The sequence below is a fragment of the Pseudoduganella guangdongensis genome (assembly GCF_009857475.1).
GTDB classification, from domain to species: Bacteria; Pseudomonadota; Gammaproteobacteria; order Burkholderiales; family Burkholderiaceae_D; genus Rugamonas; species Rugamonas guangdongensis.
Window position 1 is genome coordinate 60,763 of record NZ_WWCJ01000019.1, and the last position, 25,737, is coordinate 86,499.

19 protein-coding genes and 1 tRNA gene are annotated in these 25,737 nt (G+C 65.0%); 12 read left to right on the top strand and 8 right to left on the bottom strand.

All coding sequences use genetic code 11. The features are described from left to right. Nucleotides 1–70 precede the first annotated feature (70 nt). From GTP41_RS21500 to GTP41_RS21520, 5 genes are all read left to right on the top strand, one after another. On the top strand, nt 71–1,984 hold the full coding sequence (locus GTP41_RS21500) for a TOL_0244 family TonB-dependent receptor (protein ID WP_161027633.1): 1,914 nt from the start codon (nt 71–73) through the stop codon (nt 1,982–1,984). 34 nt (nt 1,985–2,018) lie between these two features. Beyond that, complete coding sequence (locus tag GTP41_RS21505; RefSeq protein ID WP_161027634.1) at nt 2,019–2,357, top strand: hypothetical protein; 339 nt, start codon at nt 2,019–2,021, stop codon at nt 2,355–2,357. Between the two features lie 72 nt (nt 2,358–2,429). Continuing rightward, a complete protein-coding gene (locus GTP41_RS21510) occupies nt 2,430–3,812 on the top strand; it encodes a TolC family protein (protein WP_161027635.1) in 1,383 nt (460 codons plus the stop codon). An 8-nt stretch (nt 3,813–3,820) separates the two neighbouring features. Beyond that, entirely contained in the window at nt 3,821–5,200 is a 1,380-nt protein-coding gene (locus GTP41_RS21515; RefSeq protein ID WP_371867380.1) for a multicopper oxidase family protein, read from the top strand. Next, nucleotides 5,178–6,419, top strand: coding sequence for a voltage-gated chloride channel family protein (locus tag GTP41_RS21520; RefSeq protein ID WP_161027637.1), 1,242 nt, complete (start codon nt 5,178–5,180; stop codon nt 6,417–6,419). Before GTP41_RS21515 ends, GTP41_RS21520 begins: the two co-directional genes overlap by 23 nt. Before the next feature lie 36 nt (nt 6,420–6,455). On the opposite strand, the gene GTP41_RS21525 is transcribed toward GTP41_RS21520, so the two are convergent. From GTP41_RS21525 to GTP41_RS21535, 3 genes are all read right to left on the bottom strand, one after another. Beyond that, nucleotides 6,456–7,238 carry an NF038132 family protein gene (locus GTP41_RS21525; protein WP_161027638.1) on the bottom strand — a complete coding sequence of 261 codons (783 nt, stop codon included), beginning with the start codon at nt 7,236–7,238 and terminating at the stop codon, nt 6,456–6,458. 149 nt (nt 7,239–7,387) lie between these two features. Further along, complete coding sequence (locus GTP41_RS21530) at nt 7,388–7,918, bottom strand: hypothetical protein (RefSeq protein ID WP_161027639.1); 531 nt, start codon at nt 7,916–7,918, stop codon at nt 7,388–7,390. A 436-nt stretch (nt 7,919–8,354) separates the two neighbouring features. Further along, nucleotides 8,355–8,441, bottom strand: a tRNA-Leu gene (locus GTP41_RS21535). Between the two features lie 126 nt (nt 8,442–8,567). On the opposite strand from GTP41_RS21535, the gene GTP41_RS21540 reads away from it, so the two are divergent. From GTP41_RS21540 to GTP41_RS21550, 3 genes are all read left to right on the top strand, one after another. Next, a complete protein-coding gene (locus tag GTP41_RS21540) occupies nt 8,568–9,428 on the top strand; it encodes a hypothetical protein (protein WP_161027640.1) in 861 nt (286 codons plus the stop codon). A gap of 3 nt (nt 9,429–9,431) precedes the next feature. After that, nucleotides 9,432–11,636, top strand: coding sequence for an acylase (locus GTP41_RS21545; protein ID WP_161027641.1), 2,205 nt, complete (start codon nt 9,432–9,434; stop codon nt 11,634–11,636). An 83-nt stretch (nt 11,637–11,719) separates the two neighbouring features. Continuing rightward, the gene (locus GTP41_RS21550) at nt 11,720–13,036 is read left to right on the top strand and encodes a hypothetical protein (RefSeq protein ID WP_161027642.1); all 1,317 of its coding nucleotides are present in this window, start codon (nt 11,720–11,722) and stop codon (nt 13,034–13,036) included. On the opposite strand, the gene GTP41_RS21555 is transcribed toward GTP41_RS21550, so the two are convergent. The 3 genes from GTP41_RS21555 to GTP41_RS21565 are packed head-to-tail and all read right to left on the bottom strand — an operon-like array spanning nt 13,033 to nt 16,926. Further along, on the bottom strand, nt 13,033–14,382 hold the full coding sequence (locus GTP41_RS21555; protein ID WP_161027643.1) for a peptidylprolyl isomerase: 1,350 nt from the start codon (nt 14,380–14,382) through the stop codon (nt 13,033–13,035). The two genes, GTP41_RS21550 and GTP41_RS21555, sit on opposite strands and share 4 nt — an antisense overlap. Continuing rightward, nucleotides 14,363–15,553, bottom strand: a complete 1,191-nt coding sequence (locus GTP41_RS21560; RefSeq protein WP_161027644.1) for a trans-sulfuration enzyme family protein — start codon at nt 15,551–15,553, stop codon at nt 14,363–14,365. Before GTP41_RS21560 ends, GTP41_RS21555 begins: the two co-directional genes overlap by 20 nt. Beyond that, nucleotides 15,550–16,926 carry a pyridoxal-phosphate dependent enzyme gene (locus GTP41_RS21565; protein ID WP_161027645.1) on the bottom strand — a complete coding sequence of 459 codons (1,377 nt, stop codon included), beginning with the start codon at nt 16,924–16,926 and terminating at the stop codon, nt 15,550–15,552. The genes GTP41_RS21560 and GTP41_RS21565 overlap by 4 nt, the downstream gene beginning before the upstream one ends. Before the next feature lie 138 nt (nt 16,927–17,064). On the opposite strand from GTP41_RS21565, the gene GTP41_RS21570 reads away from it, so the two are divergent. Then, nucleotides 17,065–17,616, top strand: a complete 552-nt coding sequence (locus tag GTP41_RS21570; RefSeq protein ID WP_161027646.1) for a thymidine kinase — start codon at nt 17,065–17,067, stop codon at nt 17,614–17,616. Beyond that, the gene (locus GTP41_RS21575; RefSeq protein WP_161027647.1) at nt 17,617–18,114 is read left to right on the top strand and encodes a hypothetical protein; all 498 of its coding nucleotides are present in this window, start codon (nt 17,617–17,619) and stop codon (nt 18,112–18,114) included. On the opposite strand, the gene GTP41_RS21580 is transcribed toward GTP41_RS21575, so the two are convergent. Continuing rightward, nucleotides 18,053–20,038: a methyl-accepting chemotaxis protein gene (locus GTP41_RS21580; protein WP_229503000.1), complete on the bottom strand. Its 1,986-nt coding sequence runs from the start codon at nt 20,036–20,038 to the stop codon at nt 18,053–18,055. The genes GTP41_RS21575 and GTP41_RS21580 overlap by 62 nt on opposite strands. A gap of 248 nt (nt 20,039–20,286) precedes the next feature. Between GTP41_RS21580 and GTP41_RS21585 the strand changes: the two genes are divergently transcribed. Together GTP41_RS21585 and GTP41_RS21590 are read left to right on the top strand one after the other, a co-directional pair. Continuing rightward, nucleotides 20,287–22,533: a carboxy terminal-processing peptidase gene (locus tag GTP41_RS21585; RefSeq protein WP_161027648.1), complete on the top strand. Its 2,247-nt coding sequence runs from the start codon at nt 20,287–20,289 to the stop codon at nt 22,531–22,533. A gap of 164 nt (nt 22,534–22,697) precedes the next feature. Then, a complete protein-coding gene (locus GTP41_RS21590) occupies nt 22,698–24,827 on the top strand; it encodes an NHL repeat-containing protein (RefSeq protein ID WP_161027649.1) in 2,130 nt (709 codons plus the stop codon). Nucleotides 24,828–24,875: 48 nt separating this feature from the next. Here the strand turns inward: GTP41_RS21590 and GTP41_RS21595 are convergent, their stop codons facing one another. Beyond that, nucleotides 24,876–25,721 (bottom strand): head GIN domain-containing protein, encoded by an 846-nt coding sequence (locus GTP41_RS21595; protein ID WP_161027650.1) that lies wholly within the window; start codon nt 25,719–25,721, stop codon nt 24,876–24,878. Nucleotides 25,722–25,737 lie beyond the last annotated feature (16 nt).

Below are 25,737 nucleotides of genomic sequence, written 5' to 3' on the forward strand. Positions count from 1 at the left end.
AGCGTCGGGTGCGCGCGGCAATCCTGTCGCCATGCTAAGATTTTCGGGCAGTGCTGCGGAAGGAGTGTTCATGCGCATCGCATGCAGTGTACCGTTGTTGGGACTGGCAGTCGGCGGCGCGGCCCTGGCCTCCGGGGACGCGGCTGTGCCGGACAACTTTGCCAACATGTCGCTGGAAGAGCTGAGCGATGTGCGCGTGGTGTCGGTGTCCAAGCGCGAGGAGCGGCTGGGTGATGCGGCAGCTTCGATCTTCGTCATCACGGCCGAGGACTTGCGCCGCGCCGGCGCGCGCAGCTTGCCCGAAGCCTTGCGCCTTGCGCCCAACCTGCATGTTGCGGCGGCGCCGGGCGGCACCTACGCGATCACGGCGCGCGGTTTTTCCGGCAATGGCACCAATAAGCAGCTGGTCATGATCGACGGCCGTTCGATCTATTCGCCCCTGTTCTCGGGCGTGTTTTGGGACGCGCAATACCTGCCCATGGACTCGATCGAGCGGATCGAGGTGGTCAGCGGCCCAGGCGGCACGCTGTGGGGCACCAATGCCATGAATGGCGTGATCAATATCATCACCAAGCCGGCGGCGGCCATGGCGGGCAGCGCGCTGGATGCGAGCTGGGGCCGGCTGCAATCGGGCCTTGCCTTCAGCCACGGGGCTGGGGCCGACGGAGGCGCCTGGCGCGCTTACGCCATGGACTACGCCATGCCCACCGGCGCCCGCCTGAATGGGCGCAAGCTGGGCGATGGCTGGCACTTTGCGCAGGCGGGTTTGCGCCGCGACTGGCAGTGGGGGCGCGATGCCTTTACGCTGCAGGGCGATATCTACCGCAGCAACAAGGGACAGGTCGCAACCCGCGAGATCCCGCGGCCGCCGCAGGCGCACCTGCGCGGCGCGAACCTGCTGGCGCATTGGACCCGTCAGTTGCAGGACGGCGGCAGCTGGAGCCTGCTGGCCTATCTGGATCATACCGAGCGCGAACACACCGGCACCTTCCATGACACCCTCAACGTGCTGGATGTGCAGGGCACGTATAACCTGCCGCAGTTCGGCCGCCATGCATTGGCGCTTGGGGCCGGCTACCGTTTTGCGCGCGATAACGTCACCAATGTGAGCGGCATCGCCTTCCTGCCGCCCCGTGCGCGGCTGCGCTGGGGCAGCCTGTTTGCGCAGGATACGGTGACCCTGTCCGACCAGTTCAATCTGATCGCAGGCCTGCGGCTGGAGCGCAACGCCTATACCGGCACCGAGTTCCTGCCCAACCTGCGCCTGGCGTGGAAGCCGGCGGACGATGCGCTGTTGTGGACGTCCCTGTCGCGCACCGTGCGCGCACCGACCCGCCTCGACCGCGACACCTATATAGTGCAGGGCGCGTTAAGCCTGCGCGCCGGGCCGCACTTCGAATCGGAGGTGGCGCGGGTGCTGGAGCTGGGCTATCGGCAGCAACTGGGGAGTCGCGCCAGCTACTCCGTCACGCTCTTCGGTGCGCGCTACGACCGTTTGCGCACGGTGACGGCGGTGCGCCTGCCGACGCTGTTTACCATCACCAACGATATGGAAGGCAAAACGCGCGGCGTGGAGGCATGGGGCAACCTGCAGCTGGCGCCGGACTGGCGGCTGGGCGCGGGCTTCACCGCCATGCATGAAAAATTCAAAATGAAGCCGGGCGTGCTCGACATCGCCAATTCGACGCGCGAAAACTTCGACCCCACCCACACGGCCCGCCTGCGTTCATCCTGGTCGCTGGCGGAGGGGCGCGACCTGGATGTGACCGTGCGCCGCGTCGGCCGCCTGCGCCACACGGAAATTCCGGCCTACACGGCGCTCGACCTGAACCTGAATTGGCGCCTGCGGCCCGGCCTGGACCTGCAATTCGGCGCCAGCAATGCGCTGGACCGCGACCACGAGGAAACGCCCGGTACCCAGGTCAGCAGCCCGCGACTGTCGCTTGGACGCGGCGTTTATGTGCGGGTCATAAGCCGCTTCTAAGGCTGCCATGTTAATATCGCAGCCCATGAATTCCATGATCCGTGTCATTGTGCTTTGGCTGATGCTGGTGGCCGTGCCTTTCCAGGCCGTGGCCGCTGCCGGCATGCAGCTATGCGGCGTCGCATTGCCGGCGCCGCAGGCCAGCGCGCACGATCATGCCGCCATGCAGGCGGACAGCCATCACGATTGCGGCACCAGTGCAAAATGCTCCAGCATGGGCGATTGCTGTCTGGGCGCCGCGCTGGCGTATGCCACGCCGCAGGCGGCCACGGCGCCGCAGCCGGGCACGCGTTTGCGCTTGTCGGACCCCGCGCCGCCATCGCCGGTGGACCTGGCGCTTCCCAAGCGACCGCCCCGAGCAACCTTTGCCTGATCAGCGCCGGCCCTTGCGGACCGGCATATCCTGCATCCCCGCGCAGGACGACCTTGCATTGGAAATCACATCATGAATCAAGCATTCAAGCTGGCGGCCGTTGCCGCCACGGCGGTGTTGCTGTCCGGATGCGCCACGTTTTCGAACGATGGCGGCTTCGGCGCAGTGGCGCAAGCCACCAAGACCCGCAGCGGCGCCGAGACGCGCATGCTGCGCAACGAAGAGGACCAGCGCGCGCTGGAAGCGCAACTGCGCCAACTGCTGGCCGAGCCGCTCACTGCCGACGCGGCGGTGCAGGTTGCGCTGCTGAATAATCGCAGCCTGCAGGCACGCTATTGGGACCTGGGCGTCGCCGAGGCGGAACTGGTGCAGGCGGGCCGCATGGCCAATCCCGGCTTCAGCTTCAAGCGCAGCCACGGCGGCGGCGACGTCGCCATTGAGCGCACCCTCAGCATGAATTTCATCCAGCTGCTCACCATTCCGCTGGCCAGCCGCATCGAGGCGCAGCGCTTCGAGCAGGTCAAGCTGGAGCTGGCCGGCGAAGCGGTCGCCATGGCGCACCAGGCGCGCCTGGCGTGGATCGAGGCGGTGGCCGCGCAGCAGGGCGTGGAGTACGCCCAGCAGATCAGCGATGCCGCCGAAGCGAGCGGCGAGTTGGCCAAGCGCATGCATGCGGCCGGCAACTGGAGCAAATACGATGCGGCCCGCGAGCAGGCCTTCCACGCCGACGCCATGGCCGACGTGGCACGCGCGCGCAAGGCGGCCACTGCCAGCCGCGAGAAGCTGGCGCGCCTGTTGGGCATGCCGGCCGCCGCCGCGCCGGGCGCCGCAGCGGAGGGGCAGGCCCTCGCTTTCCGCCTGCCGGCGCGCCTGCCCGAGCTGCCTGCCGCGCAGCGCAGCGTGGCCGATGCCGAGTCCCTGGCCATGCGCGATCGGCTGGATGTGCAGGCGGCCCGCAAATCCGCCCAGCACACCGCCGATGCACTGGGCCTGACGCGCACCACGCGCTTCATCAATGTGCTGGAACTGAGCGGCATCCGCGAACGCGAGGGCGACCACCGCTCGCGCGGCTATGAGATCTCGCTGGAAGTTCCGCTGTTCGACTGGGGTGGTGCGCGCGTCGCGCATGCCCAGGCGACCTATATGCAGTCGCTCAACTTGCTCGCCGCCGCAGCCAACAACGCCCGTAGCGAAGCACGCGAGAGCCATGAGGACTACCTGGCCTCCTATGCGCTGGCCAAGCATTATCGCGACGTTGTCATCCCCCTGCGCAAAAAGGTCTCGGAGGAGACCCTGCTGCGCTACAACGGCATGCTGCTGTCCGTGTTCGAGCTTTTGGCCGACGCGCGCGAACAGACCGCCGCCGTCAACAACTACATTACCGCGCTGAAGGAATTCTGGATCGCGGACGCCAACCTGGATGCCGCGATCGGTGGTAAAGGAGTACAGCAATGACGAATCCCGTGAACAAGCGCCGCTCCTTCCTGGCGAATGGCGCGGCAGCCCTGATTGGCGCCGGCCTGGTGAGCCGCGCCGGCGCCGCCGGCCTGCCGGAAGCCCCGCTGCAATCCAGTGCGAGCACCGCGCCGCCACTGATGCCGCCCAATGGCCGGCCGTACAACCCGGTCGTCACCCTGAACGGCTGGAGCCTGCCGTGGCGCATGAAGGACGGCGTCAAGGAGTTCCACCTGGTGGCCGAGCCGGTGGTGCGCGAGATCGCGCCCGGCATGTATGCCAAGATGTGGGGCTACAACGGCCAGAGCCCGGGCCCGACCATTGAAGTGGTGGAGGGCGACCGCGTGCGCATCTTCGTCACCAACAAGCTGCCCGAGCACACCAGCGTACACTGGCACGGCCAGATCCTGCCGAGCGGTATGGACGGGGTGTCTGGCCTGAGCCAGCCCTCCATCCAGCCGGGCAAGACCTTTGTCTACGAGTTCGTCGCCAGGCACGCGGGCACCTTCATGTACCATCCGCACGCGGACGAAATGGTGCAGATGGCCATGGGCATGATGGGCTTCTGGGTCACCCACCCGAAAGACCCGCGCCAGCACGCTGTCGACCGCGACTTTGTTTTCCTGCTTAGCTCATATGATATTGAGCCGGGCAGCATGGTCCCCAAGGTCAATACGATGACGGACTTTAATATCTGGACGTTCAACAGCCGCGCCTTCCCCGGCATCGATCCCTTGATCGTGCGCCAGGGCGACCGTGTGCGCATCCGCGCCGGCAACCTGACCATGACCAACCACCCGCTGCACATCCACGGCCACAAGTTCGAAGTGACCGGCACCGACGGCGGCTGGGTGCCGCCGACCGCACGCTGGCCGGAGGTGACCACCGATGTGGCGGTGGGCCAGATGCGCGCCATTGAATTCATCGCCGACAACCCGGGCGACTGGGCCTTCCACTGCCATAAATCGCACCACACCATGAACGCCATGGGGCACGACGTGCCGAACCTGATCGGCGTGGACCACAGCGGCATCGCGCAGAAGATCAACAAGCTGGTGCCGGGCTATATGGTCATGGGCGACAAGGGCGGCTCGATGGCGGGCATGGAAATGGAGATCCCGGAGAACACGCTGCCGATGATGACCGGGACCGGCCCTTACGGCGACCTGGAAATGGGCGGCATGTTTACCGTGATGAAGGTGCGCCCGGAGCAGAAGCGCGGCGACTATACCGATCCGGGCTGGTACAAGGCGCCCAAGGGCACCACGGCCTACGAGTGGACCGGCGAGCTGCCGCCAGCGGTCAACGCGCCGAACAAACCCGCGCCGGACGGCGTCAAACCGGTCGAGGTGATCCGCGATAAGGATGGAGGCCACAAGCATCATTAATCAACTGCGCTACCTTGCAAAATGGAGCCTTCTCGCCAGCCTGGTGGCAGTGCTGGCGGGCAGCGCTTCGGCCTTTTTCCTGGTAGCGCTGGATGTGGCAACGGCGTGGCGCGAGTCCTACCGGTGGATGGTGTGGCTGCTGCCGTTGGCCGGCTTTGCCGTCGGCTGGCTGTACCTGCAGCTTGGGCGCGAGGTGGAAGCGGGCAACAACATGCTGATCGACGAGATCCACGATCCCAAGAAAGTGGTGCCGCTGCGCCTGGCGCCGCTGATCTTGTGCAGCACCGTGGTGTCGCACCTGTTCGGCGCCTCCGTCGGGCGCGAAGGTACAGCCGTGCAGATGGGCGGCGCCCTGGCCGACCAGCTCACCCACGTCTTCCGCCTGCGGCGCGAGGATCGCAGCCTAGTGTTGATGGCCGGCATCAGCGCCGGATTCGCATCCGTGTTCGGCACGCCGCTGGCGGGCGCGATCTTCGGGCTGGAAGTCCTGTTCGTTGGCCGCATGCGCATCACCGCGATCTATCCCTGCATGCTGGCGGCCTTGCTGGCCGACCAGGTGACGCGCTGGTGGGGCGTGGGGCATACCCATTTCCTATCCGCCCCGCTCGGCGCACCGGCTGGCCCGTTATGGCTGGCGTTGTGCGCCATCGTCGCGGCCGGCGTGGTGTTCGGCTTGACCGGACGCGCCTTCGCCACCGCTACCCACGGCCTGGCCGCATGGATGAAAGCGCGCATTGCCTACGCGCCGCTGCGGCCATTTATCGGCGGGGTGGCGATTGCAGTGTTTGTCGGCCTGGCCGGCGCGGTGGGCGGCGGCCTGGAGGTGCACCGCTATCTCGGCCTCGGCATCGGCCCGATGGTGGAAGCCTTCCGCGTGCCGCTCGACTGGTGGGACTGGCTTGGCAAATTCGTATTCACGGTCGGTTCGCTGGGAACCGGCTTCAAAGGCGGCGAGGTGACACCGCTGTTCTATATCGGCGCCACGCTGGGCAACGCCCTGGCGCCGCTGCTGCAGCAGCCCTTCGCCTTGCTGGCGGCGCTGGGCTTCGTGGCTGTCTTCGCGGGGGCGGCCAACACGCCGCTGGCCTGTACGGTCATGGCCATGGAAATGTTTGGCCCGGAGATCGGCCCTTATGCGGCACTGGCCTGCGCGGCTGCCTATATGTTCTCCGGCCAGTCAGGCATTTACCGCGCCCAGCGCCGGGACGCCGCCCGCTAGGCTGAAATGGCGATTTGGCTATGCGCCGTGAAGCGCTCAGTGCGCCCTGCGTTTCAGTACTGTTAGCGCGGCCAGGCCGGCCAGCAGCATGGCGTACTGTCCCGGTTCGGGAATCGGCAGAGGGTCTCCGCCCACGGTGATGGCATCGAACGCCATGCCGGTATCAAAGTCCTGGTCGGACCAGTTGGTCACGCCAAACTCCAGGCGGTACATGCCCTCGCTGGCAATGGTGTACTGCGCGCGCACCCAGCCGGTCCTGCCGCAGCCGGTATCGTAGCAGTCGTCGCCGTCGGGGCCGAGCGGCGTCCAGGTGGTCTCGCCTTCCACGATGGCGACCGGGTTGGGCGTCAACGTTGCCTGCGGGGCTGGCAGGTCGAACCCCGGCACGGCATTGCCGGCGGAGTTGGTGCGGGCTGTATACAGGATGGCGACCGGCGTATTGTCCTGGTTCAGCAGGCGCGCCCACGCGTAGTCCGCATAACCGGCACCGTCGGTCGTCACGTAATTGAACCGGAAGTCGAGCAGCGCGCCGCTGGCGGCGTTAAAGGCGAGCGAACGCAGAATGCTGCCATTGGCGTCTTCTCCGCCGGTGCCGACGCCGGGTAGCGAGGCTGCGGCGGAACTGCCGTAAGTGGAAATCCAGCCGTACGCGCTGCCGCCGCCGGGCGCCAGCGGCACCACGCCGTTCGCACCGGAGGTGCCGCAACTGCCGCTGCAAGTCCAACTGGCAGGAATGCCGCCATCAAAAGTGCCGGCCAGCGCCGGCGTTGTCAGCGTGAGCGCTGCCAGCGCGCTGAGGATGAGATTTCTTGTATGCATTTGACCACCCCGTATGGAGAACGCCCCCATTCTCCACTGGTCTCACGCATTCACCGAAAGGCTTCCTCAATCGTGCTGGCAGGGCTCATAGCTGTTTCCCGGCGGCGAGCCAACAGTAGCCCAGCACCAGGCTGGCGCACGGAAGAGGGCTATCGAAATGCAGGGGAATCGCCGGGCCAGGTGGTGTCGGACAAGGGTTTGCCCTCGCAGCGAGAAGGATCAGACAATGCGCCGCTCGGCAGGCCACGGCAAGCCCAGATCGCGCTACCGTTGGAGCCACGATACTGGTCCCAGGCCCAGTCATGGTCGGCAACCGGCGCCGGGCCGGAAGGGTAGGTTTCGGCCCCGTAGACGCCAAAGGTGGTGCCGACGCCGATTTCCACATCGCTATGCCGGTTGGCCGCGACCGCCAATGCGACCACGCCCGCCGCCACGCCGACTGCCACCATGGTTTCGCGCTTCTTGATCACGTCCGGGCAAGCTGCCTCAGCCACGCCGCGCCGGCCCAACTCCATGCGCAAGGCGTTGGCAAAATCCATGTCGGGCGCGCCGCTGACCAGGGTCTTGCACATTTCAAAGGGACTGGCGGCGGAGGGATTGGCGTAAAAACTCTGATGGCCGATGCCGGCACATGCGGTCAGCGAGATGGTAAGTACGGCGGCAGGAAGTACTGTCTTCATTGGAGCAGTATAACTCCCCCGACATCGGATAACTGCAAGAATTCGTGAGTATTGTGTCAACTAATTTGGTTAGACTTATGCGGGTGCGCACATCTACCAGGAGGGTTGAAATTGCATCGATGCCCGAGTTGTCACAAGAAGACCATATCGATTTTTGAAAGTTTGTTTTACTACTCAAAACTGCCTGCGAAGTGTTCCAACTGTGGTGCCAGCGTTCGCCGCAAGATACGGCTGTCCGACTACCTGGTTGCGATTTACTTGCTTTCGATCCTTGCCGCGAGACGTTTCCTTCACGTCGACACGAACAACAACCTTGGAATATTCTTCGGAATTGCCATTGCGCTGTTCGCCCTACAGCTCAAGCTGGTCAAATATGAAGTCGAATAATGGAAGGGGTGCGAACTGGACCGGCGTGGCGTTACAGCCTGGCTTTTTTTGGTGCCCCGGGCCGGAATCGAACCGGCACGCCCTTGCAGGCAACGGATTTTAAGTCCGGTGTGTCTACCAATTTCACCACCGGGGCAATGGGGTGTAGCCCGCTATTATGACATGACTGTTCGTTAACTTCCAGTCGTGGCTAATTTGACAACGCTTGTAATCGGCGTGGAATGTTGTAGCATGCTGGTCGCAGAAATACAGGAAAGCCAGCATGCAAATTCAGATTAACGACGTCCTGCGGGACTATATCGAACCCTTGACCGAGGCCGAGCGCACGGCGCTGGAGCGCAGCCTGCTGGCCGAGGGTTGCCGCGATGCGCTGGTGCTGTGGAACGATATCCTGGTCGATGGCCATAACCGCTATTCGATCTGCCAGCAGCACGGCATCCCTTTCAAAGTCACCCAGAACACGAGCTTCAAGAGCATGGAAGACGTGATGCTGTGGATGATCGACAACCACCTGGGCCGCCGCAGTGTGTCGGACTTCCAGCGTGGCGTGCTGGCCCTGCGCCAGCAGGAAATCCTGGCCAAACGCCAGGAGGCGGAGATCGAGCGCGCCAAGGCGGAAGACGCGGCCATTGCGCCGCCGGAGCCGGAAAGCGAAGAGCCGGCGCAGCCGCAAAAAGTCAAGGCCAAGCGTGAAGACATCGCCCGCGCGGCGCGCCTGAGCGCCAATACCCTGGGGCAGATCGAAAAAATCACCCGCAGCGCCACGCCGGAGCTGGTCGATGCGGTGCGCGCCGGTACCATTTCCATCAACGCCGCCGCTACCGTGGCGTCGTTGCCGGAAGAGGACCAGAAGACCGCCGTTGCCGGCGGCCGTAAATTCCTGCAGCAGGCCGCGCGCGAAATCCGCGAGCAGCGCGCCGCCAACCGTCCGCCCAAGGCGCCGAAGGAAGACGCCGACATGGGCCATAGCGGCGGCTACGAGGCCTCGCAGCACCCGGCGCCTCTGACCGAGAGCGAAGTGCTGCGCCTGGAAATCTCGCAGTTGAAGGAAAAGAATGCCGCGCTGCGCGCTGAAAACGCGGAACTGCGCGCCCGTCTCGCCCAATTGGTAGAGGAGCAGTAAAACATGCATAAACTCGGTGCCGCGCTGGCTGCGTTCTGTCTCGCTCCCGCCGCTATAGCGGCACCCGCTGCGGCGCAGGCACTCGGCCAGCTCAGTCCTGCCGAGGTGCTGCGCCTGCAGGCCGTTGCCAAGCGCGTGACGATCCTGCGCGATAAATGGGGCATCCCGCACATTTATGGCAAGACCGACGCCGACGCGGTGTTCGGCATGCTTTACGCCCAGTCCGAGGATGACTTCAAACGCATCGAGCTTAATTTCATCAACGCCATGGGCCGCCTGGCGGAGGTGGAGGGCGAGAAGGCGTTGTACCAGGACTTGCGCATGAAGCTCTTCATCACGCCGGAGCAGCTCAAGACGCAGTACAAAGCCAGCCCCGAGTGGCTCAAGCGCCTGATGGTGGCCTGGGCCGATGGCCTGAACTTCTACCTGCACACGCATCCGCAAGTGCAGCCCCGCTTGCTGACCCGTTTTGAGCCTTGGATGGCGCTTAGTTTCAGTGAAGGCAGCATCGGCGGCGATATCGAATCGGTCAATGTCGACCAGTTGAAGGCCTTCTACAGCAAGCGCCCGGCGCCGGCGCTGGCGCTGGGCGGCAGCGATCTTGACCAGGAGCCGCGCGGCTCGAACGGTTTTGCCATCGCCCCGGCCCTGAGCAAGAGCGGCAATGCTCTGTTGATGATCAACCCGCATACTTCGTTCTATTTCCGTCCCGAGATCCATGTGGTCAGCCAGGAAGGCCTGAACGCTTACGGGGCGGTGACCTGGGGCCAGTTCTTCGTGTACCAGGGCTTTAATGAGCGTATCGGCTGGATGCATACCTCCGGCGGCGGCGACGTGATCGACGAGTACCTGGAAACCGTGGTGGAGAAGGACGGCAAGTTCTACTACCAATACGGCAAGGACCTGCGCGCTTTCCGCACCGAGAACGTGCGCCTGCCATACAAGGCGGCAGACGGCAGCATGGCCGAAAAAACCATCACCGCCTATTTCACCCATCGTGGCCCGGTGGTGCGGGCGCAGGACGGAAAATGGGTGTCGGTGGCGATGATGAACGAGCCTTTGAAGGCGCTGACCCAGTCCTTCATCCGCACCAAGGCGCGCAATTATCCGGCTTTCTACAAGTCGATGGAGCTGCGCACCAATTCGTCAAATAACACGGTGTATGCGGACGCGGACGGCAATATCGCCTACTTCCACGGCAACTTCATGCCGGTGCGCGATGCGCGGTTTGATTTCACCAAACCGGTGGATGGCGCTGACCCGGCGACGGACTGGAAGGGTCTGCACGCGGTGCGCGAGACCATCCAGCTGTTCAATCCGAAGAACGGCTGGATCCAGAACACCAATAACTGGCCGTATTCCGCAGCCGGCGCCTACAGCCCGCGCCCGCAGGATTATCCGGCCTATATGTCGGTCAACCCTGAGAATGCGCGCGGCATCCACGCGGTGCGCGTGCTGCAAGGGAAGAAGGACTTCACCATCGAGAGCCTGATCGCGGCTGCCTACGACAGCCAACTCACCGCTTTCGAGCCGCTGCTGCCGCTGCTGCTGCGCGCTTACGACGAGGCGCCCGCCAGCGACCAGTCCAAGGCCGCCGTGATCGAGCAGGTCGCGCTGCTGCGCGATTGGGATATGCGCTATTCCGTGAATTCGGTGCCGACCTCGCTGGCGATCTACTGGCTGCAGGAGATGGTCAAGCAGCACGGCCGGGCGGCGAAGGAGAAGGGCGAGCAGGTGCTCGACTATCTGGCCAGCCGCGTCACGCCGAAGCAGCGCCTGGAGGCCCTGGTGCGCGCCTCGAACAAGCTGTCCGCCGACTTCGGCAACTGGAAGACGCCGTGGGGCGAGATCAACCGTTTCCAGCGCCTGACCGGCGATATCGTGCAGCCCTTTGACGATAGCAAACCAAGCCTGCCGGTGCCGTTCGCATCCGGCAACTGGGGCGCGCTGGCAGCCTACGGCATGACGTCGCAGCAGCGCACCAAGCGCATTTATGGCGAGCGCGGCAACAGCTTTGTGGCGGCCGTCGAATTCGGCCCGCGCATCCGCGCCAAGAGCATCCTGGCCGGCGGGCAGAGTGGCGACCCGGCGTCGCCGCACTTCAACGACCAGGCCGAGATGTATGCGCGCGGCGAGTTCAAGGACGTGCTGTTCTACAAGGAAGACATTGAGAAGAATCTGGAGCGCAAGTACCGTCCGGGCGAATAAGCGCGGCGTTTGAGATATCGCAAAGTCCTCCCCATCCCCGCAGGCGCACAATGCTGTGACAACCTGCCAAGAGGGGAGGCGCCATGTCTTCCAATCCATCCGACGAAAACGGCGGCGCTGCCTGCCGGCGGATCGAGGACTTCATCTTCGTGCGCGAGCTGAATGAAGTCTTCCTGCTGCTTGACCACATCTCCGGACGCTGGGACAAGAGCCTGTACAACTTCCACAATCATGACGACGGCGAGCCGCATATCGACCAGCTGTGCGCGATCGGCCTGACGCCGCCCGACAACGACGAGCAGCGCGTGGCGCAGGCGGTGCGCCTGCTGTGCGCGAAAGACAAGCTGAACGCGGCGGCGCGCCCGGCCACCGGGTTGACCATCGCCTTCACCCTGCTGGTGGTGGGCGAGGAGAATCAGCGCGACTGGCGCAACTGGGTCCGCAATGCGCTGCTGCGGCGCGGCGCGCCGGACGCCGCGCCGTTCGAATGCCCGCCGCACACCGACAAGCCAACGCGCCTGACCTTGGCGCGCTACGCCTTCCCGGGCCTGGTGAAAGCGGCGGAACGCTTTAACCGGCGCGTGTTCCGCATTGTTGTGCTGCTCGTGCTTGGCCTGGTGCTGACTTGCGCCATGTCCTGGCACGTCACCGGCGGCAATGCCATGCTGCAGCACCTGGACTCGCTGCAGGCGCAGCACGCGACCTTGTATAAAGCCATCGAGGAGGCCGAAATCAAGCTGGCGGCCAGCGCCACCGCGCCGCCGGTGCGCTTCTGCAGCGAGGCCGACGCGCAGGGCCGGCCGCGCTACCGCAATACCGAAGAGGCCCAGCTGTGCACCCGGGCCCAGTTGCTGGCCGAGCAGTTCAGCGCGGTCCACATGAACCTGGGCAACTGGCTGATTCCATGGCGGACCATCTACGCCAAGGTCGCCGGCGTATTCGGCCAGGTGACGGACGACCGTGCGGTGCCTTCCTATGCCACGCCGGCGGAGCGCGAGCGCTTCATGCGGCGCGGGACGGAGGAGCAGGCGCGCGTGGTAACGCTGGTGGTGGGCACGGCTTTGCTGCCGCTCTGCTACGGCATCCTCGGCGCCGGAGCGGCTGTGGTGCGCGGGCTGTGGGCCAAGATGCGCGAAAGCCTGCTGTCGCCGCGCGACTACACGCTGGCATTGCTGCAGCTGGCGCTGGGCGCCACCATCGGCGCCTGCATCGCCCTGTTCGTCAATCCGTCCGGCGCGACCACCGGGCGCGAGGTGGGTTTGTTGGGGAATTGGGCGCTCAGCACCTCGGCTTTGTCTTTCATCGCCGGTTTCGGCGTGGAGGGCGTATTCGTGGCGCTGGAAAGCCTGGTGCGGCGCGTGTTCAATATCAGCGACCCGGCGCGGCGCCCGGGCGACTAGCGCGCTTCCACTACCTGGATAAGGTGGAAGCCCTCGTTGCCTAGCAAGGGCGGGCTGATCTCGTTCAGCGGCAGGCAGAAGGCGGCCCGTTCCACCACCGGCGTTGCCTCGCCGCGCCGGAACATGCCGGCAGGGGTGTCTTGCGTGGCGCTGGCGGGCTTTCCTTCCTGTTCCGCCAGCAGTTCGTAAGCTCCGCTGGTCTCCCATTGCTGGCGCAGGGTGGTGGCGCGTGCATAGGCCGCGTGCATCGCTTCCAACGTGGCGCTGGCCGGACCCAGGTCCTCGTTCTCCGGCCTCACAAGCAATTGGCGCACGCGCGCCTGGCGTCGCACGGCGGCTTGCGGGTCGCATTCCATCGCGGGCTGGCGGAACTGGGCGCTGAAGGACTTTATCGGCGCCCCCTGCGTTGAAATGTCGTTCCGTTCGGAAGGCTGGTGCAACAGGACAAACAGGCCGAGGACGAGACCGGCCAGCACCAGACCGATGGCGAGCCGCATCTCCATTTTTTGCATGCGGTGCTCGCGCCGTTCGCGAGCAAAGTCCTGCATGGCGTATTGGGCGGCGGCCAGGTTGGCGCTTTGCAGGCTTGGCTGGCCCGCTGGCGCGCTGGCCGCTTCCGCAGCAGCGTTGACGGCGGCATTGGCGGCGGCCACCGCATCGGCTGTATCATTGCGCCGCACCGGGGCCTGGCAATGCGGGCAGTGGATGTCTCGTGAGGGGGCGAGCGCGCCGCCGCAGGCTTGGCATTTGTGCTGTTCCATGGCGGGCGCCGGTTGCACAGGCGCGGCCTCGGGAGCGATGGCGTTGGCGAGCCGCGATGGGTCGATAATGCCAACGGCGGATCGGCATGCCGGACAAGCTTCATGCGGCCGCGCGGGCAGGGGGCAGCCGCAGCTGGCGCAAAACATCTCCTTGCCCTCGGCCAGCATGGTGCGGATATCGGACCAGGCCAGTGGCCGCACAAAGCCCTTTTCAGCCAGGTACAGGATGTAGGTCTGATAGTAGCCGTGCCCGTTCGGGCACTGTAGATGGCTGGTACGGCCGAAGCGCGTCAGGTTGGCGACCGGCTTGAGTGCGGCCTTGCAGACCGGGCATGTCTGCACCCGCGCCAGCGACACGGCATGGGCATGTTCGCCGCCGGCCTGCATGGCGCCGTGGATTTCCCGCACCATTTCGGCAATGCCCGGCCCGGCCAGGCGCACCGATTCGGTGTCGTCGAACCACACCAGGCAGCAATGGGCGCAGGTGTCGATCTCCACCCGCCGCTGGTAGTGGCCGGACAGGTCGAGCGCCCGCATGGGGCGCTCGCAGTTGCTGCACTTGCGGTCAGATGGCGTCAAGGGCATTGCGCAGGTCCTGGCGCAAGTCTTCGATATCTTCGATACCAACGGACAGGCGGATCAGGCCATCGCCAATGCCCAGGGCGGCGCGCTGCGGCGCCGGAATGGATGCATGGGTCATCAGGGCAGGGTGCTCGATCAACGATTCCACGCCGCCCAGGCTTTCCGCCAGCGCGAACACTTCGCAGCGTTCCAGGAAGCGGCGCGCGCCGGCCAGGTCGGTATCCAGGTCGATCGAGATAATGCCGCCAAAGCCGTCCATCTGCGCCTTGGCCAGCGTGTGCTGGGGATGCGACTCCAGGCCGGGATAGAAGACCTTTTTCACCTTAGGCTCACGTTCTAGCCAGCGCGCCAGTTCCAGCGCGCTCTTGCAATGGCGCTCCATGCGGATCGCCAGCGTCTTCACGCCGCGCAGGGCGAGGAAGCTGTCGAACGGGCCGGCAATCGCGCCCACGGAATTCTGCAGGAAAGCCAGCTGCTCGCGCCATTCCGCCTGGCGTTCCTCGCCGCCCACCACGGCGATGCCGCCGATGATGTCCGAGTGGCCGTTCAGGTATTTGGTGGCCGAATGCACCACGATATCGAAGCCCAGTTCCAGCGGGCGCTGCACGATCGGGCTGGCGAAGGTGTTGTCGGCCACCAGGATGATGCCGCGCTCGCGGCAAATGCGCGAGATTGCCGCCAGGTCGGCCAGCTTGAGCATCGGGTTGGTCGGCGTCTCTACCCACACCATCTTGGTTTCCGGGCGCAGGGCGGGCAGCAGGTTGTCCGGGTTGGTCAGGTCCACATAGGTGAACTCATGGCCGGCGCTGCGGCGGCGCACGCGCTCAAACAGGCGGAAGGTGCCGCCGTACATATCGTCGCCGGCCACGATGTGCGAACCGGCGTCCAGCAGTTCCAGCACGGTGGAAATGGCGGCCAGGCCGGAGGCGAAGGCAAACGCTTGCGCGCCGCCTTCCAAGTCGGCCACGCAGCGCTCCAGCGCCCAGCGTGTCGGGTTGTGCGAACGGCCGTAGTCCAGGCCTTTGTGCACGCCCGGGCTTTGCTGGACGAAGGTGGAGGTGGCGTAGATCGGCGGCATGATGGCGCCGGTCGTCGGGTCGGGGGACTGGCCGGCGTGGATCACGCGGGTGGCCAGGGCGGATTTGAATCCGCCTTTGTTCTTTGGTTCGCTCAAGATAAGGTCCTGCGCAAGTGGTTGAGTAAGTCGTAGCGGGTGATCAGGCCGTAGAATTTTCCGCCTTCGGCGACGATGGCGGTCAATCCTCGGTCGAGGGTATCACGAAGCGCGGGCATGCCGGCCGATGGCGACAGGGTCTCGATGCGGGTGGTCATGGTGCCGCCCACCTCGCCCTTGAACTGGGCCACGTCGTTTTCGACCCGGAACAGGATGTCCGATTCGTCGATGATGCCGACCAGTTTGCCGTCCGCGATCACCGGCAACTGGGCCAGGTCGGCGGCGCGCATGCGGTTGAAAGCGACCAGCAGGGTGTCGGCCGGGGAGACGCTGATCACGTCGCCGTTTTCGTACAGGCGGCCGATCAGGTCGCGCAGGTCGCCCAGCTTCTGGCGCTTGAGCAGGCCCTGGTCGAACATCCAGCTGTCGTTGTAGACCTTGGATAGGTAGCGGGTGCCGGTATCGCAGACAAAGGTCACCACGCGTTTCGGGGTGGTTTGTTCGCGGCAGTATTTCAGCGCGGCGGCCAGCAGGGTGCCGGTCGAGGAGCCGGCCAGGATACCCTCGGCCCGCAGCAGGGCGCGCGCGCTGTCGAAGCTTTCCTGGTCGGTAATGGTGTAGGCCTGGGCAATCGCGCCCATCTCGGCGATGGCGGGGATGAAGTCCTCGCCAATGCCTTCCACGGCCCAGGAACCGCTGGTGTCGGAGACCACCCCGGTGTCCACGTATTCCTTGAGGATCGAGCCTTTCGGGTCGGCCAGAATGAACTTGACGTGCGGCGCCACCTTCTGGAAGTAGCGCGACAGGCCGGTGAGCGTGCCGGACGAGCCTACGCCGACCACAATGGCATCGACCTCGCGCGCCATCTGTTCCCAGATTTCCGGGCCGGTGGTGGTTTCGTGCGCCAGTGGGTTGGCCTGGTTGTTGAACTGGTCGGCAAAGAAGGCGCCCGGGATCTCGCTGGCCAGGCGGGCCGCGTAGTCCTGGTAGTACTCGGGGTGGCCCTTGCCCACGTCGGAGCGGGTCATGCGCACGTCGGCGCCCAGGGCTTTCAGGTGCAGCACCTTTTCATTGGCCATTTTGTCCGGCACCACCAGCAGTACCTTGTAACCCTTGATGGCGCCGACCAGGGCCAGGCCGAGGCCGGTGTTGCCGGCCGTGGCTTCGACAATGGTGCCGCCCGGCTTGAGGCGGCCCTCGCGCTCGGCGGCTTCGATGATGGACAGGCCGATGCGGTCCTTGATCGAACCGCCGGGGTTTTGGGATTCCAGCTTGAGGAACAGCCGGCACGGGCCGGTGTCCAGGCGGGTGACTTCAGCCAGCGGTGTATTGCCGATCAGGCTAAACAACGCTGCAGGACGGTCGTTCTGCATGCTCTCTCCTTGCGAAAAGCGCGCATTGTGGGGCGCACCGATTGAACCAAGAAGGAATTTCTTCGCGCTAGCTTATGCGGATTGCGCATGCTGGCAGGAGCAGTATAATCCCGCAGCGACTTTTATTTGACATTTACTGTGGCAAAACTCTACTTCCGTTATTCTGCGATGAACGCAGGCAAATCGACCTCCATGCTGCAGGTCGCCCACAACTATGAAGAGCAGGGCCTGATCGTGCGCCTGTTCACGGCGGCCATCGACGACCGCTACGGCGTGGGCAAGGTGACATCGCGCCTGGGCCCGCAGCGCGAGGTGGAGCTGTTCGATGCCCGCACCAGCTTCCTGCAGGATATGCAGAAAGTGGCCTGCGTGCTGGTGGATGAGGCCCAGTTCCTGTCGTCCGAGCAGGTCAAGCAGCTGCACCAGCTGGCCCAGGTCAAGGGCGTGCCGGTGATTTGCTACGGCTTGCGCAGCGACTTCCGGGGCGAGCCTTTCCCCGGCTCGGCCTACCTGCTGGCTTTGGCCGACGATATCGAGGAAATCAAGAATATCTGCACCTGCGGCAAAAAAGCCACTATGAATATCCGCGTGGACGAGAAGGGCGAGCGTATCCGCGATGGTGAGCAGATCAGCATCGGCGGCAACGAAGCCTATCGCCAGGCGTGCGGCCGCTGCTTCTATACCGGCTGATTGGACAAGGCTTTTTACCTGGCCCCGTCGCTGGCTTTAGCGGCGGTGATTTGGGTGCTGGCGCAGCGCTACAGCATCTTCCTGCTGTTACGCCTGCCGGGCACGCTGTGCCATGAGCTGGCGCATTTTATGGTGGGACTGGTGACGCTGGCGCGGCCCGCCTCGCTCTCCATCATCCCGCGCCGCGCGGCCAAAGGCTGGACGCTGGGCGAGGTCAAGCTGGCCAACGCGCGCTGGTACAACGCGGCGCCGACCGCGCTGGCGCCACTGGCTTTGGTGCTGCTGCCATGGTGGATCGCCGTGCTGCGCACGCGCCCCGGCTGGCATTTCACGCCGCTGGACGCGGGCCTGGCCTTCCTGATCGCGCCGCAATTCCTGGCCTGCTGGCCTTCGGCGGCAGACTGGAAGCTGGCCCTGCGTTCCTGGCCTTTGCTGCTTATTGCAGGCGCAGGGTGGTACGCGTGGACGCAATACCCTTGGCGCTGGCCGGCAATTTGAAGGTGCGCACCTCGCGCACCAGCGCCTCGGCCTGATCCTGCATGGCGGCCGATGCGGCTGCCGCTTCTTCCACCAGCGCGGCGTTTTGCTGCGTCACCTGGTCCATCTGTCCAATCGCCTGGTTCACCTGGTCGATGCCGGCGCGCTGCTCTTCGCTGGCGGAGGTAATCGCGCCCATGATATCGGTCACGCGGCGCACGCTGTGCACCACTTCCTCCATGGTCGCACCGGCTTGCTCGACCAATTTGGCGCCGGCTTCCACCTCGCCGGTGGAGTTGGCGATCAGGCCTTTGATTTCGTGCGCTGCGGCGGCGCTGCGCTGGGCCAGGTTGCGCACCTCGGTGGCCACCACTGCAAAGCCACGGCCCTGCTCACCGGCGCGAGCCGCTTCGACCGCCGCGTTCAGCGCCAGGATATTGGTCTGGAAGGCGATGCCGTCGATCACGCTGATAATGTCTTCGATCTTGCGCGATGCGTCGTTGATGGCGCCCATCTTTTCCACCACCTGCGCCACCTGGGCGCCGCCGCGCGCGGCGATTTCAGATGCGTCGCGCACCAGCGTATTGGCCTGGCGTGCATTGTCGGCATTCTGGCGCACGGTGGACGTCAGTTCCTCCATCGAGGCCGCGGTTTCCTCCAGGCTGGAGGCTTGCTGCTCGGTGCGCGCCGACAGGTCCTGGTTGCCGGCGGCAATTTCGGAGGAGGCCGTGGCAATCTGGTCGGCGCCTTCGCGCACCCCGCCCACCACGGCGGCCAGGCGCTGGCTGATGCCGTTCATGGCGCCCAGCACCTTGCCGATCTCGTCGCCGCTGTTGACCTGCAGGCTCACGGTCAGGTCGCCGCTGGCAATGCGGCCGGCGGCGTCCTGCACGGCGGCCAGGGGACGCGTCACGATCACGCGCACCAGCAGCAACAGGCTGGCGGCAAAGGCCACCAGGGCAACGGCGCCGCACAGGGCATAGCGGTTGCGGGCGTTGACGGCGTCGCGTGTGATTTCATGCACGTAGGTGCCGCCTGCCACGACCCATTTCCAGTCTTCGAAATGGCGGAACACCAGCAGCTTTTCGCGCGCGGATTCCTTGCTGCCGGCGTCCGCCCACATATAGCGGATTTCGCCGTTCTTCTGTTCCAGCATCTCGCGGATAAAGGTCTTGCCGTTGCTGTCCTTGGTCTCCAGCATGGACGCGCCTTCCTGTTCCGGGTGGACCAGCAGCTTGCCCAGGTCTTTGCCTGGCGCCGCATTGAGCACGTAGACATAGCCGCTTTCACCAATGCGGATGCCCTTGATCTTTTCTTTCAGCGAAGCGATGTTCTTGCTGATGTCGATGCCGATGAACAGTGCGCCGACAACCTTGCCCGAGGCATCTTTCACCGGGTCGTATTGGGTGATGTAAGGCTTGCCGAACAGTTGCGCCAGGCCGGTGTAGGGCTGGCCGGCGCGTAGTTTGGCATAGCTTGGGTTGGCGTGATCGAGCTGGGTGCCGATGGCGCGCTCGCCGTTTTCTTTCTTGACCGAGGTGGTCACGCGCACGAACTCTTCGCCCTCGATGGCGAAGATGGTGGCGATGGCTCCGGTTTGGGTGGTGAAACCGTCCGGGATGCCGAAGTCATTGTTCACCAGCTTGCCGGCGGCGCTCAACTGGCCGCCGTCCAGCGCGAACGGGCCGGGAACATGGTGCGCGAACTGGCGCGCATAGTTGGCGGCATCGTTCACCATGGCGTCGTTGAATACGTCCAGCATGTTCGACACGCCGGTCAGGTCCGCTGCGACCTGGTCGCGGGCGCGCTGTTCCAGCATGGCGCTGCTGTTCCAGTTGATGAAGGCGATCAGCATGGCGAGCAGGGCGCTGACGAGGACGAAGGTGAAGGCGGCAATCTTGGCGCCGACACTCCAATGACGCGTAGGGGGCGTGCGAGTGGACATAGTGGGGGGCTATTCTTGTTGGGGATCGGACATCATATCTCTTTCTACACGGAAAGTCCAGCCCATTCTTCTATCTTTCTCATTAGATTCAATGACTTAGCATTAAGCTTGCAGCTTTGAACACGCTTCAGGCTGGCTTAAGCCAGGGGCAGCACACTCGCTCCTACCCCCTCTCCAGAAGGTTGTCCTATCCTGTAGAATGGGTTTAGTACTATTCTTTAAGAATCACCTACGTTCGGAGCAAGCCGATGAAGAAGCACACCCTGTTGGCCACCATGTCCCTGGCCCTGGTCACCGCATTTGCGAGTGCCGCCCAGGCGGATAAGGCTGCAGACGTCCCAGTCAAGCCTGCAGCGCAGCAAACCCAGGCCGCCCTTTGGGCCAGCCACATGCTGTCGCGCTACCACTATAAGGCGATGCCGCTGGACGACGCGATGTCGGAGAAGATCTTCGACCGCTATTTCAAATCGCTCGATGGCGAAAAGCTGTTCTTCACCCAGGCCGATGTGGACTTCTTCGACAAAGAGAAGACTCGCATGGACGACGCGATCAGCGGCGAGAACCTGCAGGCGCCATTCGCCATCTATAACCTGTACCAGCAGCGTTTCAACGAGCGCTTCGCCTATGCGCGCGAGCTGTTGAAGGGCAAATTCGATTTCTCCGCGGATGAGAGCTTTACGCTCGACCGCGAAAAAGCCGAATGGCCGAAGAACGAAGCGGAAGTGAAAGACCTGTGGCGCAAGCGCGTCAAGAACGACTGGCTGCGCCTGAAGCTGGCTGGCAAGGAAGAAAAGGCGATCCGCGAAACGCTGGATAAGCGCTATGAAAACTACCTGGCCCGCGCGCGCAAGCTGAATAGCGAGGATGTGTTCCAGATCTTCATGAACGCCTACGCCATGTCGATCGAGCCGCATACCAACTACCTGGGCCCGCGCGCCGCCGAGAACTTCGACATTGCCATGCGCCTGTCGCTGGAAGGCATTGGCGCGGTGCTGCAAAGCCGCGATGAATACACGGTGATCCGCGAGATCGTGCCGGGCAGCCCGGCCGGCTTGTCCAACAAGCTGAAAGTGGGCGACCGCATCATCGGCGTGGCGCAGGCCGATAGCGACAAGTTCACCGACCTGCTGGGCTGGCGCATCGACGATGTGGTGCAGCAGATCCGCGGCCCGAAAGACTCCACCGTGAAGCTGCAGGTACTGTCCGGCGAAGCCGGGCCGGATGCCAAGCCGTTCGTGGTGTCGCTGGTGCGCAAGAAAATCAGCATGGAAGAGCAGTCCGCCAAGAAAACCATCATGGAAGTGAAGGATGGCGCGGTGAAACGCCGAATCGGCGTGATTTCGCTGCCGACCTTCTACCAGGATTGGGATGCGCGCCGCAAGGGCGACAAGGACTACAAGAGCGCCACGCGCGACGTGGCCCGCCTGCTGCAGGAGCTGAAGAAGGACAAGGTGGACAACGTCCTGATCGACCTGCGCAACAACGGCGGCGGCTCGCTGACCGAGGCGGTGGAGTTGACCGGCCTGTTCATCGATCGTGGTCCGGTAGTGCAGCAGCGCGCTGCTTCCGGCCAGGTGGAAGTGGAGTCCGACGGCGTGCCGGGCCTGGTGTGGGACGGCCCGGTGGGTGTGCTGATCAACCGCAGCTCGGCGTCGGCCTCCGAAATCTTTGCGGCGGCGCTGCAGGATTACGGCCGTGGCCTGGTGATCGGCGAAGCCAGCTTCGGCAAGGGCACCGTGCAGACCCTGGTCAATCCGGAGCGTTCCGGCCTGAGCAGCAAGCTGCGCTACGGCGAACTGAAAATGACCATCGCCCAGTTCTTCCGCATCAACGGCGGCACTACCCAGCTGCGCGGCGTGACGCCGGACATCAAGCTGGCCTCCACCAGCGATGCCGAAAGTTTTGGCGAGTCGAGCTACGACAACGCGCTGCCTTACACCCAGATCAAGCCTGCCATCTACATTCCGGCGGGCGACCTGAAGGAGCTGGTCGGGGTGCTGGGCAAGAAACACGAGGCGCGCGTGGCCAAGGACAAGGACTACCAGTACCTGCTGGACGACATCGCCTATGTGAAGAAGCAGCGCAAGGACAATATGGTGTCGCTGAACGAAACCGTGCGCCGCAAGGAACGCGACCAGCAGGAAGCCCGCGCCCGCATCCGCGAAGCGCGCCTGGCAGCCGGCCCGTCGCCGGATGATCCGATCCTGCTGCCGGACCCGAAAGAGGCCCTGAACAAGGCGATTTCGGCCAAGCCGGCCAATCCGCGCGCGGCGCAGCGCCAGGCCAACCAGGTGCGCGGCGCGACCCGCACGGACGACGGCTTGCAGGCGGACGAGCGTTCGCTGGCGGCGGAACTGGATGCCGAGAAGGCCGCCAAGAATGCCAAGGACGTGCTGCTGAACGAGGCGGTACACATCCTGGCGGACGAGGTGAGCATCCTGCGCACCGATACCCGTCTGGCCAGCCGTGTGCTGCCGTATGTAGCGGATAAGTGATATTGCTGGCGGTTATATCTAGTATTCCTACAATAAAGTAGACGGATATACCGCGCTGCAGCATACTACGCCTGTCTCCTCTATTCTCCTCCAAGGAAGATAGATTCAGCCCGCTCTCCCCAGAGCGGGTTTTTTTTTGCGCGCCAGCGGTTAGAATCCAGTCCGTGCATACCTCTCTCAAACTCACGACTGTTGCGGCAGCGGTGCTGGCAATTGCCGGTACCGGCGGCTACTTCTATTTTTCCCCCGGCGGGGAGGGCGCGGCATCGCGCCTGCCTGCCGCGGTCAAACGCGGCCCGGCGCCGACCGAGCGGGCCTGGCCGGCGCGGCTGGAAACGCTGGTGGAGGCGGGGCTGCTTGATCCGTATGGCGTGGCCGTCGATGGCAAAGGGAATATCTATTTCTCGCAAGGCGGTGACAGCAATACGATTTCCGTGCTGGCGCCGGATGGCAGCCTGCGCGTGCTGGCCGGCGCGGCCGAGGGCTATCGCGATGGCGTGGGTACGGCGGCATCATTCCATACCCCTTCCGGCGTGGCGCTCGACGCCAGCGGCAACCTGTATATCGCCGACACCGGCAACCACGTGATCCGCAAGCTCGCCCCGGACGGCAGCGTGACGACCGTGGCCGGCAGCGGCGTGGCCGGATTTATGGACGGGCAGGGCGCCCAGGCCCAGTTCAACGGCCCGGTGGGCGTGGCGGTTGATCGGGATGGCATGGTGTATGTGGCCGACACCTATAACGACCGGATTCGCCGCATCGCGCCCGATGGCAGCGTCACCACCCTGGCCGGCACGGGCCGTCCGGGTTTGGCGGATGGCACCTGGGATGTGGCGCAGTTCGACACGCCGTGCGGCATCGCCGTCGGCAAGGACGGCGTCTACATCGCCGACACGCGCAACGATGCGGTACGCCGCATTGGCGCCGATGGCTCGGTGGTGACCTTGGCCGTGGCGCCGGAGCTGGAGAAGGAACCACTGCTGCGTCGCCCGATGGCGCTGGCGGTCACGCATGACGGCTTCGTCTACGTCGCCGCCGGCGCGCGCGGCCGCCTGCTGCAACTGGCGCCGGACGGCGTGGTCGCGGCGCTGCCCGACGCCGCGCGTCCCGCCGATCCGGCGAGCGGGATCGACGGCAGCACGCAGGTCTACGGCCCGCGCGGCCTGGCCCTGGCCAAGGACGGCAGCCTGCTGGTCGCCGACGCGCCTGCCCAGCGCCTGCACCGCATTGCACCCGCCGCTAGCGCCGCCACCGTCCGCGCCAGCGCAAGTGTCGCGCCCGCGCCGGCCGGCGCCAGCCTGATGGCGCAGCGCAGCAATGGCCCCATGCCCTGGCCCGTGCTGCCGCAAAACCAGCCGCGCGAAGTGGTTGGCCTGATGGGCGAGGTGAGGGGAAGTTACGACGGCGACAGCCGCCACCACTTCCACGCCGGCCTCGACGTGCAAGCCGACGTCGGCAGCTCCGTCCACGTGGTGGAAAAGGCCAAGGTCAGCGACCCGCTGCCCAACTGGGCGTTTGGCACGGTCTCGGAGGGTATCAACCTCGGCACCACCAGCTACATCCACATGAAAGTCGGCCGCGACCGCAAGAACCAGGCGCTCGACCAGCGCTTCCAGCTGCTGCTGGACGACAAAGGCAAGCCGGAGCGGGTGCGCGTGCGTCGCGGCACCCGGTTTGAAGTCGGCGACCAGCTCGGCGTGGTGAACCAGATGGCCCACGTCCACCTCGACCTGTACGACCGCGGCCGCGTGGTCAACCCGCTGGCGCTACCGTTCCCCGGCTTGCAGGACACGATCCAGCCGCAGATCCAGGGCATCGCCATCTACGACCAGCAGGACAAACGCCTGCCGGCGAAGAAAGGCCAGCGCCTGCGCATTCCGCGCGCGCTGGGGGAAGTCAGTGTGGTGGTGGACGCCTTCGACCAGATGGACGGCAACCTGGCGCGCCGCCGCCTGGGGCTCTACAAGCTCGGCTACCAGCTGCTGCAAGCGGACGGCACGCCCATGCCCGGCTACGAGCAGGCGCGCATCACGCAAACCTACGACCAACTGCCCAAGCAGCGCGAAGCCGTCAAAGTTGTGTACTCCGCCGACAGCGGCATCACCGTCTACGGCAGCAAGGCCACGAGGTTCACCTACACGCTGCACAGCAAGCTCGCGCAAGGCGAAGCGATCCCCGGGAAATGGAAGGTCAGCGAGCTTCCGCCCGGCGACTACACCCTGCGCATCCACGCCGCCGACTTCGCCGGCAACACCGCCCAGACCGGCCGCGACCTGCCCCTCACCATCGACTAAATGTCCGTCCTGGGGTCGTCCTGGGGTCAGGAAGAAAAGTGGACATTTTTAGTGAATGCTGGCGTTGCGGCCGAAGATGTTGCGCTGGGCAGGGTTGCCGCTGACGTCGATGCGGCCGGAGCCGTTGGCGCGGGCGTCGACTTTGTGCTGCACCCAGGCGTACACGGCGCCGGAGCCGTTGCTGGTGATGTTGGCTTCGTCGCTGCGCAGGTCGCTCAACTGGGCGCTGCCGGAGCCGGTCAGCTGGACGTCGAGCGTGCGCACGATGCCGCGTGCGTAGAAGCCGCCGGAACCGGTGGCGCTGACGCTCAGGGCGTCGCCGCGCACCGAGCCGATATTCACGCGGCCGGAGCCGGACATGGTGACCTTGGCGCTGCGGCTCTCCAGGCCGTCGGCATACAGCTGGCCGGAGCCGGCGTGACGGATGTCGAGGCGGTCCACCTGGCCGCGCATCTCCAGCCGGCCGGAGCCGTTGTGCAGCACCTGGAGCGGACCGCCGGCCAGGCCTTGCACGTCGGTGTGGACGGAGCCGGAAGCCTCCAGGTCGGTCAGGCGCGGCGCGGTGTAGCGCACGCGGATGCGCTGGCTGCTGCGCAGGCGCTCTTCGCTGTACACGCGCAGGGTGTCGCCCTGCACCTCGGTGCGCACCAGCGGCAGCAGGTTGGCGTCGCCCTCGATCACCAGCGACGGCGCGCCGCCCACTTTCACTTCCACATCCATCGCCACGCCGTAGCGGTTCTCGATGCGCAGCGCGGTGGCGCTGGCAATGCTGCGGGTTTCGGTGGCGGGTGTGCCGTTGCCCTGGACGTAGTCGTTGTGGTCGCTGACCACGACAACGCAGCCGGCCAGGCTGGCGGAAATCAAAGCGGCGAGGAGGAGGGGCGTGGCGCGCATGGTGGTGTCCTTGTTC